Annotated in this window: 1 protein-coding gene (running past one end of the window); it reads left to right on the top strand. The window is 63.2% G+C overall.

The window, feature by feature from the left end:
• Window positions 1-18,029, top strand: partial view of an Ig-like domain-containing protein gene (locus D2V07_RS05160; protein ID WP_158586769.1) — the 3' portion only. It extends 20,512 nt beyond the left edge of the window; the window shows 18,029 of its 38,541 coding nt (coding positions 20,513-38,541); its start codon lies off the left edge, out of view; the stop codon is at window positions 18,027-18,029.

Below are 18,029 nucleotides of genomic sequence, written 5' to 3'. Positions count from 1 at the left end.
TGACCATGGTGGATCTCGCCACGCTGCAACGCGTTGCCGTTGCCGACAGCGGCACCCGTGGGGATGTGGTGCTGGCCACGAGTGCGGGCGAACTGCTTATCAGCCAGTCCAATCAGGTCGATCGCATTGCCACCGCCACCGCGCCCGAAGTCATCGCCACGAATCCGCCTGCCGGATCGCAGGTGGCGCTGCCGTTGCCGTTCCTGTCGGTCACTTTCGACCAGGACATGTTCGTCGGTTCGGCAAGCGATGCAGGCTCTGTTCTCAATCCCGGCTATTACACGTTACAAGGTGCGGCGACCGGTTCACAAGGTGTGCAGAGCGTCACCTACGATGCGGAGACCCGCACCGCCTTCATCAATTTCGGTCCGCTGCTGAGCGACGACTTCACCCTTGTCGTGGATGGGGCGATTTCCAGCCAGAACGGCCAGCGGCTTGGCGCGGACTATGCCAGCACCTTCGCCGCCTTCGACGATATCACCGCGCTGGTGGATCTGACGTTCACCAACACCCGCCTCGACCGTGCGACGGGGCTGATCTCCTACGAAGTCGTCGTCACCAACAAGACCGACGGCCCCATTTCATTGCCCGCGCTGCTCACCATCGATCCCACCGCCGGGTTCGAAAACGTGCCTGTCGATGCAGCGGGCCAGACCGACGATGGCCGCTGGCTTATCGACCTTGGCGCATCCTTGCCCGCAGGCGGCGTACTGGAAAGCGGCGAAAGCACGGTTGGCCGCACCGTTTCCATCGCCACTTCCGGCAACCAGCGCCTATCCTTCGTGCCCGGCATCGTTGCTGGCACGCTGCCGAATACGGCCCCTGTCTTTACCAGCGCTGCGCCGACGGCTTCGCTGGAGCTGGGTCAGCCTTTCTCCTACCAGGCGAGCGCGGTGGATGGGGAGGGGCAGGCGATCCACTTCGGCCTGCTCAGCGGGCCTGCGGGAATGTCCATCGACGCCGATACCGGTTTGTTGACCTGGAACGTACCGCTGACCGCCGCCGACGAGGTCCCTGTGGTTATCGAGGCTTTCGACACCCGCGGCGCGATCAGCCTCCAGCGCTTCGTCCTCAAGGTCGCCAATGGCAATCGCGCGCCCGAGTTCGTTGCTCCGCCGATTGAACTGAGCGGACGCGAAGGCCAGCTTTTCGAATTCGTGCTCGCTGCGATCGACGCCGACCTCGATCCGCTTACATTCATTGCGGACGGCCTGCCCGGCGGCGCGGTGTTCGATCCTGCCGCCAGGTCCTTCTCCTGGCTGGCCGGGTACGAGGCCGCCGGCACCTACGACGTTCGCTTCCTGGTGACCGACGGCACCGGGCGCGATGAAATCGTTGTCCGACTGGCAGTTGCGGAGGCCAACGAGCCGCCGCAGGTGATAGTACCTGCCGACAGGACGGCGCGCGAGGGCGATCTCGTCCGCTTCGAGATCGAGGCCAGCGCTTCGGGCGACCGTGAATTGACCTATACCGCCGACAACCTGCCGTTCGGTGCCACCCTGAATCCCATCAGTGGCGAGTTCGAATGGACGCCCGCCTATGTGCAGGAGGGGGTCTACGATATTCATTTCGTGGTCAGCGACGGCGAAACCGATGTCGGCTTCACCACCCAGATCGTGGTGGACAATGCCAATGGCGCGCCCGTGTTTACCCAGCAGGACGGGTGGCAGGTGCTGGAAGGCCAGCAACTTGCCTTCACCGCCTATGCCTTCGATCCGGACAATCCATTCTACACCCCGGCGCTGCGCAATGGTGCGGACGAGCTGTTCGACACCACCAACCTGCCGCAAACCGTAACGGTAGAGGTGATCGGCGATCTGCCCGAGGGGGCAACCTTCGATGCGGAAACCCTGCAGTTCAGCTGGACGCCAACCGATGCGCAGGCAGGAGAGCACATCGTTCGCTTCCGCGCCACGGACAATGGCGATGGCGAAGAACCGCTATCGACCGAGATCGAGGTGCCGATCACCGTCTTCAACCAGAACCGCCGCCCGCAGGTGGCGCCGGTCGACAATGTCACCATCGCGCGTGGCAGCACAGTGGACATCCCCGTCAGCGCGACCGATGCAGACGGCAACCCGCTGGTGCTGCAGGCGATCAACGAAAGCCCCTATCGCCCGCTTCCCGGTTTCATCGAGTTCACCGACAACGGTGATGGCACCGGCCTGCTGCACCTTTCCCCCGGCGCGAACACGCGCGGCGATTACACCATCGTTCTGCTGGCCACGGACGATGGCGATGGCACGGGTGAGCCGCTGACGGGTGGCTATGTCTTCAACATCTCCGTCACCAGCGACAACGAGGCACCCGAAATCGCCTACCTGGGCGATGTCGTGGCGCTGATAGGCCAGACGACGGAAATTCTCGTCGATGTTTCCGACATGGATGAGGATGCGCTGGCCTATGCGGTATCCGGCCTGCCTGGGGCCACCATCGCGCCCACTGCGGTCTATGGCCGGGCGCTGCTCAGTTTCACCCCCGGCACTGGCGATGCAGGGACCTATACCGTCGGCGTAACCGTTACCGACAGTGGCAACGGCCTGACCGACCCTGCCAGCGACAACGCCGTATTCAACGTGGTCGTGCGTGCCGCCAATGCGGGGCCGCAGATTGCACCGGTTGGTAACAGGAGCGTGCTCGAGGGAGAGCAACTGGCCTTCACCCTGCGCGGCAGCGATCCCGATGGCGATGTGTTGACCTTCAGCATGGCAGGTGCGCCGGCGGGCGCGGTTCTGGATCCCGCCACCGGCGAATTCTCGTGGACGCCTGCTGGCAACGCCTCCGGCGTGTACCAAGTGACCTTCACGGCAAGCGACGGCAACATGTCGAGCAGCGAAACCGTCGAACTGACGGTGGAGGACGTCAACCAGGCGCCGATTTTCGTTCCCATGGGCCTGCAACTGGTGCGCGAGGGATCCGACCTGGTGTTCCGTGCGATTGCCAGCGATCCTGATGGCGATCCGGTCCAGCTCTCGGTGGTCAGCGGCCTTCCCGAAGGTGCACTGTTCGTCGCCAGTCGCGGCGAAGTGCAATGGACACCGGGGTATGACCAGCAGGGCGACCATGTGCTGAAATTGCGCGCCGTCGATCCGTCGGGCGCGACCGACGAGATCGAGATCCTCATCCGGGTGGCGGACATCAACCGCGCGCCTGTAGTCAGTGAAGGTTTCCATGCCTTCGTGATCGGTGAGGAAAAGCGCTTCTTCATCGATGCCGCTGATGCCGACGTAAACGACGTGCTGACTTTCACCGCCGACGACCTGCCCGAAGGTGCCACGATAGACCCGGAAACCGGCGAGTTTGCCTGGACACCGGGGCCCGGCCAGATTGGCGACTATGTCGTCCGCCTGAAGGTGGACGACGGCAAGACTACGACACCGAAGGTGATCCTGCTGCGCGCGCTGCTGGAACCGGTAGACCCGGTGGTACGGATCGAGCTGACACCCAGCTTCGCACCGGTGCCCAGCCAGGATGTTCTGGTTACGGTACAGGCCGACAGCCTGTCCGAGATCGTGGAAACCACCCTGCAACTTGACGGGCAGCCGGTCACCATCGGTGAGAATGGCCGCGCCACGATCACGCCGGATGCGCCGGGCAAATACGTGCTGGTGGCCACCGTGCGGGATGCCGATGGCGGCGAACGCACCGTGACGCGCGAACTCAAGGTCCGCGATCCGGAGGATACGAGTGCGCCTGTCGTCTCGCTTGCCACGACGCTGTCTGACGCACTGGTGCGCGAGCCGCTGGCGATTTCCGGCTCGATTGCGGATACCAACCTCGATTTCTGGACGCTCGAACTGCTGGGCGACGATGGCAGCGTGGTCGAACTGGCGCGCGGCGATAGTCCCCAGGCCGATGTGCTGGGCAATCTCGATCCGCGTCGCTTGTCCGATGGTTTCTACGCCCTGCGGCTTACCGCGCAGGACATTTCCGGGCGCACCAGCGTGGCCAGCGCCGATATCGAACTGCTGACCGGAGAGGACAAGATCGGCCGTCTCGTGACGCAGGGCACGGATTTCAGCGGCACCGTTGGCGGCATCCCGTTCGACCTCGTGCGCCGTTACGACTCGATTTCGGGCGAATGGTCCTACCTGGGCATCGACATGGATGTGCAGAGCGCAGCGGGTGACCGCCTGGCGGCCGATGGCAGCGCGCCCGCATTCGAGCTGGGCACCCGCGTCTACCTAACCCTGCCCACGGGCGAACGTGCCGGATTCACTTTTGCACCAGTTGCAGAAGTGATCGGCGGGCAGACCTTCTATCGCCCGGCTTTCGTCGCTGATGGCGATCACGGTTACGTGCTACAAAGCGCAAATGTGCAGCTTCGCCAGGTGGGGGCGAAGTTCTTCTCCGTCGAAAGCGGCATCGCCTACAACCCGGCTGCCGCGATCTTCGGTGAGAGCGACTATCGCCTGGTATCGCCCGACGGCACGGCCTTTATCATCGATTCCCGCCGCGGCACCGTGGCCATAGAAACCACCTCGGGCACATTGCTTGTCGGTGACAGCGGCATCACCGCGCTAGGCGGGGAGACCCTTTCCTTCGTACGCGACCAGGCAGGGAACATCACCCGGTTGACGTCGCCCGACGGGGTCAGCGTGGTGTTCGAGTACGACACTGCCGGGAAGCTGGCGGGCACGCGCAACCTCTCCACCGGAGAGGGCACGCGCTATGCCTATGGCGAGAGTGGACTGGAGCTCGAATTGCCGGGTGCGGGCAGCGGGCGTAGTATCTCCTACGGCACCGATGGCGAGGTAAGCACCGCGCCCATCATCGGCAATCTCGGGACGGCGGCAGCGTTCACCGGTAATCCGCTGACAGGCGACTTACCGACGGAAGGCGAGGCAACTTTTGCCTTCACGATCCGCAGTAGCGAGATTTCCAAGACCCAGAGTGGCATCGTCGTGCTGAGGGTGGTGACCACCGGCGATACCGATGCGGCCATCGCCGGGGCACGGCTGCTCTCGCGCGAGAAAGGCAGCGGCGAAACCGTATCGCTCTTCGCTATCGAGGCGGCAGGCCTGAACCTGCTGACACTGACTGGCAGCGGGGGCTATTCGCTCGACCTGCGCATTGCAGGCGACATCACCGCCGATGGGCGGGTGGACGGCGCCGACAGCACTGCCCTTGCGGCAGCTGCCCAGGGCAGTGATATTGACGGTGACGGCGAGATCGGGGCATCCGACCGGCAGTTGCTGGCGGCCAACTACGGCTTCCTTGCCAACCTGCCGCCGCAACTGGCGGAAGAGCTGGCCGACGTCCTGACCCATATCGACCTGCCTGCCTGGATAGACCTTTCCGAGGTAGCCACCGATCCCGATGGCGACCGGCTCTACTATCGCATCGTCGATGTGACCGGCGGCACGGCCCGGCTTACCACCGATGGTCGAGGCCTGATTTTTACGCCCGATGCGGGCTACGATGGGGCGGCCAGCGTCCGGGTTTCGGCGGACGACGGTTACGGCACATCTGCTGCCGGCGTCATCGATATCAATGTTTCCGATGCGCCGCTGACAGCTATCGATTTCGAGGTGCGCGACCTGGAATTCAATTCCATCGGCGAGCAGTTCCGCATCGGCCTCGTCGGCACATTCGCGGATCAGGCGGAAGTCTTCCTGCCCTACTCCTATGTCGAGGCAAAGGTTGGCGACACCGCCGTGGCAACGCTGGATGAAGGCGGCTTGCTTCGCCCGGTGGGGCCGGGCTCCACCTATCTCCAGGTCAGCCGGGGGAATATCTCTGCCGCCACCGTGGTCAGCGCGGGCCTGCCCGAGACATTGAGTGAAATCCTCACCTCGGTTTACGGTCTCGATGCCTATCCCGACACCGTCACGCTGTTGCCTGCGGGCGGCACGCGCCAGATCATCGCCTCGCTCGATCCGGCCCGGTCCATGTATGTCGATGACTATCCGGAAGAAGGCACTCTGTATCTCTCCGGCGACAGCTCGATCGTAGCCGTCGACGAGAACGGCATGATGACCGGCCTTCGCGAAGGGCGCACGACGGTAACGGTGATCCACGCTCGCGGGGAGGACGTGATCCAGGTGTCGGTGAAGCCTGCGGCAGTTGGCGACACGGTGGCCATCAATGCCGCCGAGGGTGGCATTATCGAAAATACTGGTGGCATCCAGCTGGCATTCGGTCCCGGTGCCCTTTCCGGCGATGCCACGGTGACCGTGGAGACCGTGGCCGAAGCGGATCTCGACATTCCGATGCCCGCGCCAGACCTGTTCGATTTCGTCGGCGCCTTCGACCTTTCCGTGGAGGGTGCGGAGATAACCGATGCCCTGCAACTCGCCGTTCCCGTGCCCTCGGGCGCTGGCGAAGTGGGCGACCAGGTGTGGATTTTCGTCGAGCAGGAACTGCCGGTTGGCGAAAACGGCGAACTTGTGAAAGTCTGGAATGTGCTGGATTCCGGCACGATCGATGCCGACGGCATGGCGCGTGTGAAATCGCCGCCGTTCCCGGGTCTGTCCCAGAACGGTCGCATCCTGGTGGGCCGCATCGGCGAACCGGTGCCCACACTGTCGGTGAATGCCGGGTTCAAGCTGGCGACTTTCTTCTGCTTCTTCCCCGCACTGGGCATAGCGGCGACTGGGGGCCTTGCCGGAACGGCGGTGGGGCTTGGACTTGCCGGGCTGGGACTTGCCATCGCGCAGTTGCCGGACCTGGCCACGAAGGCAGCCATCCAGATCTTCCGCAAGGCGGGAGACGGCACATACGAGCGCGTCCAGCTCGAGCCGACCGCGAATACCCTGCGCAAGGACCGGACGATCTTTGCCGAGTTCCCCTCCAGCCAGTCCAGCAGCGACCTTGCCCCGGTCATCATCAGCGCCGACCCGGTCCTGCAGGATGGCGGCGGCTCCAAGGTGGTGATGGTTGTCGACAACGGGACTGCACCGATCGACGACCTGAAAGTCGTCATACGCCAAGGGACCTTCGAACTCGAACTGACCGATGAGCAGGTCACGATCCAACCGGGCCTCGGCGTCGCCGTCGTCACGATCAATGTCAGTCCCAACATCCTGCTGGGGTCTAGCGAGATCTTCATCGAGAGGCCGCGCACCGATGCGCCTGCGGGATCGGGTGAGACGATCCGCAGCGTGCCGATCAAGGTCGACAACAAGGCGTCCTTCGGCTTCGCCGGGACGACCAGCGGCGTCGAAGTGATCGACTTGAAGCGCAATTTCGAGAACGAGCAGGAACGGGATTATCTGTTCCACTACATCGACCTTGGTGCCTCGGTGAACGAGATCGTCACCACGACCGATCTTGGCGCTGCTTTCGCTGCGACGAACAAGGGCATCGCGGTTATCGATACGCTGGCGCTGCAGCAGCACGATGCCGATGCCACCAAACCCGGCATACAGATGATCGAGATCCCCGGCGGCAATGTCACCGCGCTGGCGGTCGATCCGAACAACAAGTTCCTTTACGCTGGCGGGTACGGCAAGGTTCACGTGATCGACATCGATCCCGGTTCGCCGAACTACCTCAAGGTCCTGAGCGATTCCGCCCATGCCATAGATGTGGGCATCACCAGTCAGGGCGATGAATTCGGCCACATCACGAGCATGTCTCTGAATGCCGATGGCACCCGCCTGTATGTTGCGGTGCCGGTGTCCGAACTGTTCGGCAAACGGCCGTGGGCTTACGGCAGCAATCAGGACAAGGGCCTGATTATCGTCATCAACACCGACGAAGGGGACCGCCCGGCCTCCCAGGACGCCAATTCGCGCAAATGGCGAAAGGTTATTGCCAAGATCGATGGCGGCGTGGACCCTTATGACATCCAGGCCACTACCGATCCCGACAAGATGGTGTTCGTTTCGCGCGGGGACATGGATGCCGGCCTCAAGATCATTGAAGTGCTGAGCGACAACCCGCTCAATTTTCTGATCGAGGGGAACAAGCCGCGTGCGGTTTCCACTCGTGTCACGGATCAGCCTACCGGCGTTGTGGAACGCCCGTTCACCGTGGCCGGCTACACCTTGGCAGTAGACCTCAAGCGGACCACCGATTCGGGAAGTTTCTCGATCGGACGGGTCAACGACCTAAACCTCCACCATGCCTCCGGCGTGGCTGTTACGCCGGACCGTGAATACGCCTTCGTCGCCGACTGGGGCCTGCCCCCGCAGTACTGGCAGAGCGATCTGGCCAAGGGTCAGGCGATCGATAGCCTCTATTCCTGGGGTTCGAAAATCCTCGTTATTCGCGATCCGTTTGGTGCGGCAGAGCTTGTGGGCGTCACCACCCCGATCCCGCTCGCCTTCCTCGAAGAACTGCGCATCGATAGTTCGGGTGACAAGCTCTACGCCAATTACCGCGGGGTCGGGAACATCGTCATCCTCGACATCGAGAAGGTGCGCGCGATCGATCCCGCTCCCACGCTCCAGCGCGACAAGTGGAAGACGGTGGTGCTCGATCATCCGTCATTCGGGGTCGATTTCTATGAGCCGGCGGTGGACGTGCCCCGCCACGGTCGAGGCCTCGCCTTGCAGGATATCAATGCCCTGCGACTGATCACGCCCACCGCGCAGGCAGACGTGTTCAACCAGAATTCGGAATTGCTGACGTTCCACTGGGACATCGATACCAACCTGATAGAACTGCCGACTGACGGCACCCCGCTCAAGACGCGCTTCTTTGTAAGCGCGCTGCCGCCGGGTCGTGGCATGTGGCCGGACGATGACCCGTCGCCGCGATATTTCTTCGACGACGATCCCAGCGCGGCGCTGCTGGCAGCGGGCGACAATAACCCCAACCGGATCATCACATCACAGGATCTGGAACCGGGCGCCTACCTGGTGCAGCCAAGCGGCAATATCATCCGCACCGGCGATACCGACAACAAGACCTGGAAGGTTTTCGTTTCGGCCGAATATGCGCGGGCGATGACAGGCGGGCAGGACTATTTCTGGGGCGTCGAGATGGTCGGCAAGGACGTGCGCGAAGCCGCCGCGTTCCAGTTGCAGCCCAAGGCCATCGATGCGCCGTACAACGGCGTCACCATCCTCAGCCACGATATGCAGCTGGGCTTTGGCCTCGACAACGTGGCATTCGAGGAAGAGGGCGGGGCCTATACCGAGGTCGCCCAGATGATAGCGCGTGCCAGTGGCGGCGGCGTGGTACTGCGATACGAGAAGGAAACCGGCGACTGGGTGGACATTTCCGACAGCAGCCGCCGGAACGCCGGTGCGCTGGTGCCGGGACAGGCGGTGGTCCTCCTCACCGACTGGAACAAGGAATCGGACATCACCGATACCGGCTTCGCGGAAGCAGCAGGGGATGCGTTCTTCGCCTCGCTGGTCGCCCTTAACCAGGAAAGCGGGGGCAACATCTTCAAGTCGCCGCTGCACTTCATCGGGCACGGACGCGGCGCTGTCGTGAATTCCGAGATCATCCAGCGGCTGGGAACGTACTTCCCGAATGCCGGTGGCGAATACGGCATTCACATGACCACGCTTGATCCGCATGACTTCCTGCAGGAAACGCTCGCCGTGCCGCTGGATACTCTAGCTCAGCTGGCGGTGCAGGGAGCAGGCGTGATCGTCAGCTTGCTGGCGCCCAGCGTGGGCAAGAAACTGATCGAATTCGGCAACAAGGTGCCCGAACTGTTCGACCTGGCGGCGTTCCTTGGCCTGAAATTGAATCCGATCCAGTTCCAGAATTTCAGCGATCCCTCGGTCCAGGTCTGGAACAACGTCACCTTTGCCGACAACTATTACCAGACGCTGGCGCGTGCAGAGACGACCGACCTGCCGGTTGGGGATACCCTGCGACGCCTAAGCTTCACGCTGACGGCCAACGGGCGTTCACTGACGGCAAATCCATTCTCCAGCTTTGCCAGCAACGAGGACCTGCTGAAGTTCAGGCAGGAAAACCCGGCCGCTGCCGCCACCAGTGCCGACCTGGAAATCCACCTCAACGGGCGTTCCGGTTTCACCCAGGACGATGTCGGCTTCGGCCCGTTCTCGATCGGTGTAGGCGGACCGCACTCGCGCGTCTTCGAATGGTATGCCGGCACGATCGACACCAGCATCGACAACCTGAATGGCTATCCCATCTATCGCCGCGTCACCGACGACGGGAAGGGCACGCTCTCGCTTATCATCCCGACCGAGAATTTCGGCCAGGTGCCATGGTACCAGGTGGTGCCTTCGAAGGTGACCGCCGGAAGGCCCGCGACCACTTACGAGTCCACGCCGAACAAGAATGTGTGGGAAGGGATCGGAACCGGCTGGTATTACAGTGCGGCCGGGGGCGGCGCGCCCTATCGCACCAGCACGGGCGAACGTGTGAACGTGGCTTACGACAACTCGCAGGCCCCGCGCGGCGATGCCGCGGTTCCAACGGTGTTCAACGGCGATTTCGAGCTCGGAATCCGCAATTCCTTCTACAACTTTCTCGTCCAGGGCGGCAACGCCAACAACTCGGTGTTCGAGGAAGCGACCTTTGGCCGCTATCCATTGGCCTATGAACTGCCGGGCTGGTCGTTCCATGGCGGCGGCGGGTTCAAGATCGATTTCGGCGACTGGATCGGCGAGGTCGACGTGACCGGCATGTTCGCCGTCCAAACCAACCCCGGCCAGCTGGGTGCGGATGTTTTCGCCCGCCTGATGGATACGGCGGGCAAGAAATTCCTCGACGATTACCTACGCGGCAAGATGCTGCAGAAAACCGGCTTCAAGCCACCTCCGTCCGAGCCGGGCACCGATGCCTACAATCGGTGGGAGCTGGAAATGCTGGTTACCAACCCCGACGCCATCGCCAAGCGTTCGGCCTACGAGCACCTGCTCAAGGTCGTGAACGTGGTGGATGATCTCATCAAGGCGGCCATCGATGCAGGCGCGGTGTTTGGCGATTTCGATGTCGCCGGGTTCATCGGCAAATCCTCCAACCCATCGTCGGATGAATTCGACGGCTTCCGAGAGGTCATCAAGAAGGCGTTCGAGGCCCTGATCGGCGAGCAGACGAGCAACTATGCCCTGATGTTCGGCGGCACGGCGGCGGTGAAGGCAATCCTGAACGGCATTGTCGAAATTATCGGCTTCCAGATCGGCAGCGAGACATCCGGCCTGGCGGCGAAGGTTACCCAGGCGCTCAACAAGTTCATCGACGAGACGAGCGATTTCTCCACCCTGACGCACAACCGCATGGTGGTGCCGCCGACTGCCAACAAGCTGCAGCTCGAGATCAAGACGCCCTGGCTGCTGACCCCGAATGCCCGCGTGCTGGTGCGCATGACCAATGCCACCACCGACCAGGTAGTGGTGGAACAGCCGATCGAACTCGACCTTGGCTTCTGGAAGACCAACAACATCGTCGTCGATGTCCCCGCGGCGCTGCGGGGACAGGTCGTGAAGCTGGAAATCATCTCGGTCGCGGCCGAGGAAATCCTCGAGGAATTCAATCCCTGGTCCTACCCCGCCGGTGTCGACAACAAGGTGTTCTTCGAGAACGACGAGCGGACCCTGGCGCAGCTGGCCGACAAGCCCGGTGAGCTTGCTGCACTGGAACAACAGGCGAAATGGGTGTTCGAACACCCCGATGCGCAGGTGCAGATATTCGGCTATGCCGACCCGAACGGCACTTACGAATACAACAAGCAGCTTGCTGCGGACCGCGCGCAGGCCGTGACCCACTACATCCGCCAGTACCTGATTGACCGCGGTGACGATCCGTCCCGCGTGCTCGACCCGGTTTCCTTTGGCGAAACGAACGCGGTGGAAATCCCCGGCGGCACGGTGGAGGACTACGCGGTCGAGAGACGCACCGAGATGCTGGTACGCGAACGCCAGGTAATTATCAGCGCCGACCCCGATCCCAGTTTCGCAATTGGCGATGCGATCAGCCAGGTCTTCCTGCTCGACAAGGTGCGCTTCACACTGGTCACCAGCGGCAGCCCGCTGGAGCTTGATCCGGCTGGTGAAGTGCCTGTCGATGTCACATCCAGCACGCTGGCCCAGATGGAGGCGGTGATCGAGGCTGCGAAGCAGGAATGGCTCGACGATGGTGTCTACGCCAACCTCGAAAACATCTTCGACAACATCACTTTCGAGGTGCGCGATCTTGGCGACAACGCACTCGCCACGTTCGAAGACGGCTTGCTGGTGATCGATGACGATGCCGGTGGCTACGGCTGGTTCATCGATGCCACTCCGGCCGAGAGCAGCGAGTTCACACAAGGCGCCGCAGGCCACCTCTTCGATGCGCTGGAAAGCAGCGAGGCGGCAGGCCGGGTGGACCTGTTCACCGTGGTGCTGCACGAACTGGGTCACGCCGTGGGTATCGAGGATATTCCCGCCACGCTGGATGCGCGCCTGATGAGCGCAACCATCGGCCTGGGTGAACGACGCTTCTATTCCGAACTGGATGAAGTCGGTGTCGTCGGGGAAACCATGACATTCGATCCGGGCGACAATCCACTGGTGCAGTTGCAGGGCGGGCAGGGCGGTTTTCTTGCGGGCGCGCCGCGCGCTCCTCAGATCGCGCCGCTCTATACCCTGGGGGCACCCGCCGTTACACCATTGCAAAACGGCGATTTCTCCGCCGCGCAGGGCTGGCAAGCTGTTGGCGGTGGCTCGGTATCCGGCGGGGCAGGGGTGCTGGCGGAAGATAGCCGCTTCTTCTCCTCGCTGCGGCAGGGATTCGCTATCCCGGCCGATGCGCAGACGCTTAGCTTCACGCTCGATGTCGCCGGTCTCGGCAGCGAAGAGGGGCTGCCCCCCGATGCCTTCGAAGTCGCGCTGATCGATCCCGTGACGGGCGAGTCGCTGCTTGGCGCGATGGGCGGGCTGGACCTGTCCGATGCCTTCCTCAATCTCCAGGCCGATGGCTCGCTCTACGTGGCGCCGGGCGTGGCGGTGTCGGGCGATCCGCTTGCTGGCCCGGTCGTGGTAACCATTTCGCTAGGTGCCATAGATGCGGTCAATGGCGCACTGCTGTCGTTCGACCTGATCGCACAGGGTGCGCTCGACAGCCTTGTCACCGTCGACAATATCGCCTTCGGAACGACCGAAGTGAACTTCCCGCCCATCGCGCTGGACGATTCCGCCAGCCTGGACGAGGACGGTACGGTCCTGCTCGACCTGCTGGCCAACGATACCGACCCCGAAGGGGATCCGCTGGCGCTGACGGTCGATACGCAGCCGGCCAACGGCACCCTGGTGCTGGAAGGCGGGCTTTATCGTTATACGCCGGACGAGAACTTCTTCGGCACCGATAGCTTCAGTTACTCCGTGACCGACAACATTGGCGGCCGCGCGAGCGCGGATGTGACCATCACGGTCAACCCGGTGAACGATGATCCCGTGATCGGCGCCGTGGCGGACCTGAATGTTTTGCGCGACAATGACGTCAATCTGACGCTCACCGCAACAGATATAGACGATGCGCCAGCCGCGCTGGTGTACACGCTGATCGATGGCCCTGCGGGGGCTTCGGTATCGCCCGAAGGGCAATTCGCCTGGACTGCCACGGGTACCGGCCCGCAGACCGTAACAGTCCAGGTTGCGGACGCGGCGGGTGCGGTGTCGCAGACGAGCTTTGTCATTGCCGTCACCCCGCCCGACAACCAGCCGCCCGCCATCGATCCGGTGGCGCAGCAGGCTGTGACCGAGGGTGATGAACTGGTTGTTGTCCTGACCGGCAGCGACCCGGACGACGCGCAAGGCGATCTCGTCTTCTCGCTGGTTTCCGGTCCCGCCGGGGCGACCGTGTCGCCCTCAGGCACGTTCCGCTGGACTGCCACCGGCACCGCCGAGGCGCAGCAGGTGACGGTTCGTGTCACCGACCCTGATGGTGCTTTCGCCCAGACCACGTTCGATATCGCCGTTACGTTGCTTGCCACGAACACGCCGCCCACCCTGGCGCCGGTGAATGACGCAGCCGTGGTGCAGGGCGATACTGTGATCCTGGTGCTGACCGGCAGCGATGCCGAAGACGACGATACGACGCTGACCTATTCGCTCGTCACCGGTCCAGCGGGTGCGGCGGTCTCTGCCGACGGAACCTTCAGCTGGGTGGCGAGCGGGACGGGCGACAACGCCGTGACCGTGCGTGTGACTGACAGCGAGGGACTCTTCGCCGAGCGTACCTTCGTCATCGCCGTGGCCGCACCTGCCAACCAGCCCCCGGTGATCGACGCGGTGTCCAACCGCGCTGTGACCGAAGGCGACGCAATCGCGTTCTCGCTTTCCGCCAGCGACCCCGACGACGATGCGGGTGACCTTACTTTCGCTCTCGTTTCCGGTCCCGGTGGTGCCACGGTTACGCCTATTGGCGAGTTCGCCTGGACTGCGGATGCCGTAGGCGATCAGTCGTTCACGGTCAGCGTCACCGATCCCGACGGCGCAAGCGATACGGTGACCTTCACCATAAGTGTCGCTGAACTGGTGAATGCTTCACCCGTGCTTTCAGTTGTGGGCAACCTGGCCGTGACGCAGGGAGATGAAATTGCCTTCGACCTGGAGGCGAGCGACCCCGACGATCCGCTGGACACGCTGGTATTCAGCCTCGTTTCCGGCCCTGCTGGCATAGCTGTATCGAACGATGGCCGCTTCACATGGACGGCGGACATATTGGGCGATCAGCCGGTGACGGTCCGCGTGAGCGATCAGGCGGGCAACACGGCAGAGCGCAGCTTCGTCATATCGGTGGCACCGGTACCGAACGAAGCGCCGGTGCTCGCGCCAATTGGCAATGTGAACGCCACACAGGGCGACGTGCTGGAATTCCAGCTTGCCGCTTCGGATGCAGACGATGCGATCGGTGATCTCACGTTCGCACTCGTATCGGGTCCGGCAGGTGCAGCAGTCTCTCCGACAGGTCGCCTTACCTGGACCGCCGCCGGCCTGGGCGATGCCGCCTTTACGGTCCGCGTGACCGATCCCGACGGCGCGCTGGATGAGGGTAGCTTTATCGTCACCGTCGCCGCCGTTCCGAACGAAGGACCGGTGCTTGATCCGGTTGCCGATCTTGCCGTCACACAGGGCGATGCGGTCAGCTTCGCTCTCGGGGCGAGCGATCCGGACAATGCGCTTGGCGAGCTCACCTTCACTCTGGTGAGCGGCCCTGTAGGTGCGGAGGTATCGGCTGACGGCACCTTCAGCTGGACCGCCGACACGCTGGGCGAGCAACCCGTCACCGTTCGCGTTACCGATCCCGATGGTGCTTTTGCCGAACGCAGCTTTGTCGTCGCGGTTGCGCCCGTTCCGAACGAAGCGCCGGTACTCGATCCGGTTGCCGATCTTGCCGTGACACGGGGCGATGCGGTCAGCTTCGCTCTCGGGGCGAGCGATCCGGACAATGCGCTTGGCGAGCTCACCTTCACTCTGGTGAGCGGCCCTGTAGGTGCGGAGGTATCGGCTGACGGCACCTTCAGCTGGACCGCCGACACGCTTGGCGAGCAGCCCGTGACCGTGCGCGTGACCGATCCCGACGGGGCGTTCTCGCAGCGCAGCTTCACGGTATCGGTAGCCGCCATCCCGAACGAGGCGCCGTCGCTTGCTCCGGTTGCCGATATTGCCGTGACACAGGGCGATGCGGTAAGCTTCTCCTTGGTGGCGAGCGATCCGGACGACGCGCTTGGCGATCTCACCTTCACTCTGGTGAGCGGCCCTGTAGGTGCGGAGGTATCGGCTGACGGCTCCTTCATCTGGGCCGCCGACACGCTTGGCGAGCAGCCCGTCACCGTGCGCGTGACCGATCCCGATGGTGCCTTCGCCGAACGCAGCTTTATCATTGCGGTCGCGCCCGTTCCCAATGTCGCTCCGATCCTCGCACCGGTCGCCGATATTCAAGTCTTCGAAGACGCTGCAATTGATCTGCAGCTTGTTGCTTCGGATGTGGACGATGCGCTGGACGACCTCACTTTTACGCTGGTGAGCGGACCGGAAGGTGCCGCAGTATCGCCACAGGGTCGCGTAACCTGGACGGCCAACGCCCTTGGCGATGCAAGCTTTACGGTTCGCGTCACCGATCCTGACGGAGCGTTCTCGCAGCGCAATTTCACGGTATCGGTCGCCGCCATCCCGAACGAGGCGCCGGTACTGGACAGTCAACCGGACGTTACCGTGGCCGAGGGGCAGACGGTAAACCTTTCACTGCTGGCCAGCGATCCGGACGACGCGCTGGACGAGCTAAAGTGGACACTGGTGGAGGCACCGCAAGGTGCCACGCTTTCCCAGACCGGCGCATTCAGCTGGTTCGCCCCCGATGGCGATGCCGAGAACCTCGTTCGCATACGGGTGACCGATCCCGATGGCGATAGCGACGAGGTATCGTTTGCCATTGCCGTAACCGATGTCGCGCCCAGCCTGTCACTGGTGGGAGCTGCCGAGGCCGATGCCGGACTTGCATATTCGATCACGCTGGGCGCGAGCGATCCCGGTGCCGATGTGACGCAGGCGTGGGTCATCGACTGGGGCGATGGCAGTGCGGTGCAGACAGTCAGCGGCGATGCAACCGTGCTGTCCCATGTCTTTGCCAGTGCAGGCGATGTTACCATCACCGCCTCGCTGCGTAACGAGGATGGCACATTCACAGCCGATCCGCTGGGTGTCACAGTATTGCCCGCCCCGCTGTTGCAGGTAGAGGACGCCCGCTTTGTCGAAGGCGCGCTGGTTGTGGAATTCAGCCAGGCGCTTGGTCCGCCGCTTGCCGATGCGACCGAGATCACGCTTGTCGGCGATCTGACGGGCGAGATCGACGTGCTGGTGGCCATGGACATGGCGCAGGGCAAGCTGGTGATCACCCGCGCGGATGGCGTGGCGCTGCAATACGATACGTATTCGCTCGTGCTGGCCGACAACGCCTTCACTTCCAATCGCGGAAGCCTGCTGGATGGCGATGGCGATGGAGTGCAGGGCGGCGCCTACATGGCCACGCTGCGCTACATCGCGCAGGCACCGGGCACCGCACGCTTGCCAGACTTCATGCGCGGTCCGGGTGAACATATCGACGTGCCGCTGGAGGACCAGAACGGCTTGCAGGTCCGTTTCCAGAGCGATGGCGGCGTTAAGACGATGCGCTTCACCGTTACGTTCGATCCGGCGCTGCTCGATCTGGATGGCGTGCTACGCGGGGCCGACCTGCCCGAGGGCGCGACGCTGGACTGGAGCGTATCGCCGGCTGCTGGCGGCAAATCGCTGCTGACAGTCACGCTTGTCAGCGACGACCCGATAGCTGCGGGTACGGTGCACCTGGTAAGCCTGGATGCCAGCGTTCCAGACGATGCGCCCTATGGTGCCAGCGAGACGCTGGTGGTCGATGTCACCATGATCAATGCCGCCCAGCCGACGCAGAGCGAGCAAGACGAGGCGCTGCAACTGGTTGGCTATTACGGCGATGCCGATGGCGACGCTGTACTTACGACGACCGACCTGTGGTGGATCACCCGCGTGGCCGTGGGCATGGACGGCGATTTTGCTGCATGGTCTGGCTTGCCGCCCGAATTCATTGCCAACATCGTCGATCATCGCCAGTTCGCCAATCCCTTGCTGCCCGATATCGAGCCGCTGGGGCTGGACGATCGCCCGATGGTGATCACCCGTTCTGCACCGATGGCGGACATGCCAGAGATCACTTACGGCACGGCGGATGCGGTGGCGGCCTGGGGCGGATCCATCTACGCGACCGAATCCACCATGCCGGAACAGCCGGATGCAGAAGACGCCGGGGAAGACGAGGTGCAGGAAGCGGCAGGTTCGTCCGCCGATGCGCCAGATAGCGACGCAATGCCCGATCAGGGCGAGACGCCGCCCGATGGCGCGCCTGCGGCCAGTACGCCGACAGCCGACATATCGGTGGTCGACATGGATGCAGCGCCTCTCGGTTTCCTGGCACAGGCCAGTTTGCCGGGTAGCGCGGACAAGGAAAGCGCCCTCGCGCGGTTGCTGGCAGGGGACGAGGATACGCTAACGGCGATCGGTGCCGCTGGCCTGTTTGCAGTCGCCATGCCGATACTGGGGCGCGAAGCCTTGTCGCAGCGCAAGCGGACGAAGGAGCAAAAGCCCGCCAAAAGCTGA

Origin of the sequence: Aurantiacibacter zhengii (genome assembly GCF_003584125.1) — a bacterium.
GTDB lineage: Bacteria > Pseudomonadota > Alphaproteobacteria > Sphingomonadales > Sphingomonadaceae > Alteraurantiacibacter > Alteraurantiacibacter zhengii.
Note: the sequence above shows the minus strand (reverse complement) of the source record. Positions and strands in the feature narration are given on the sequence as shown.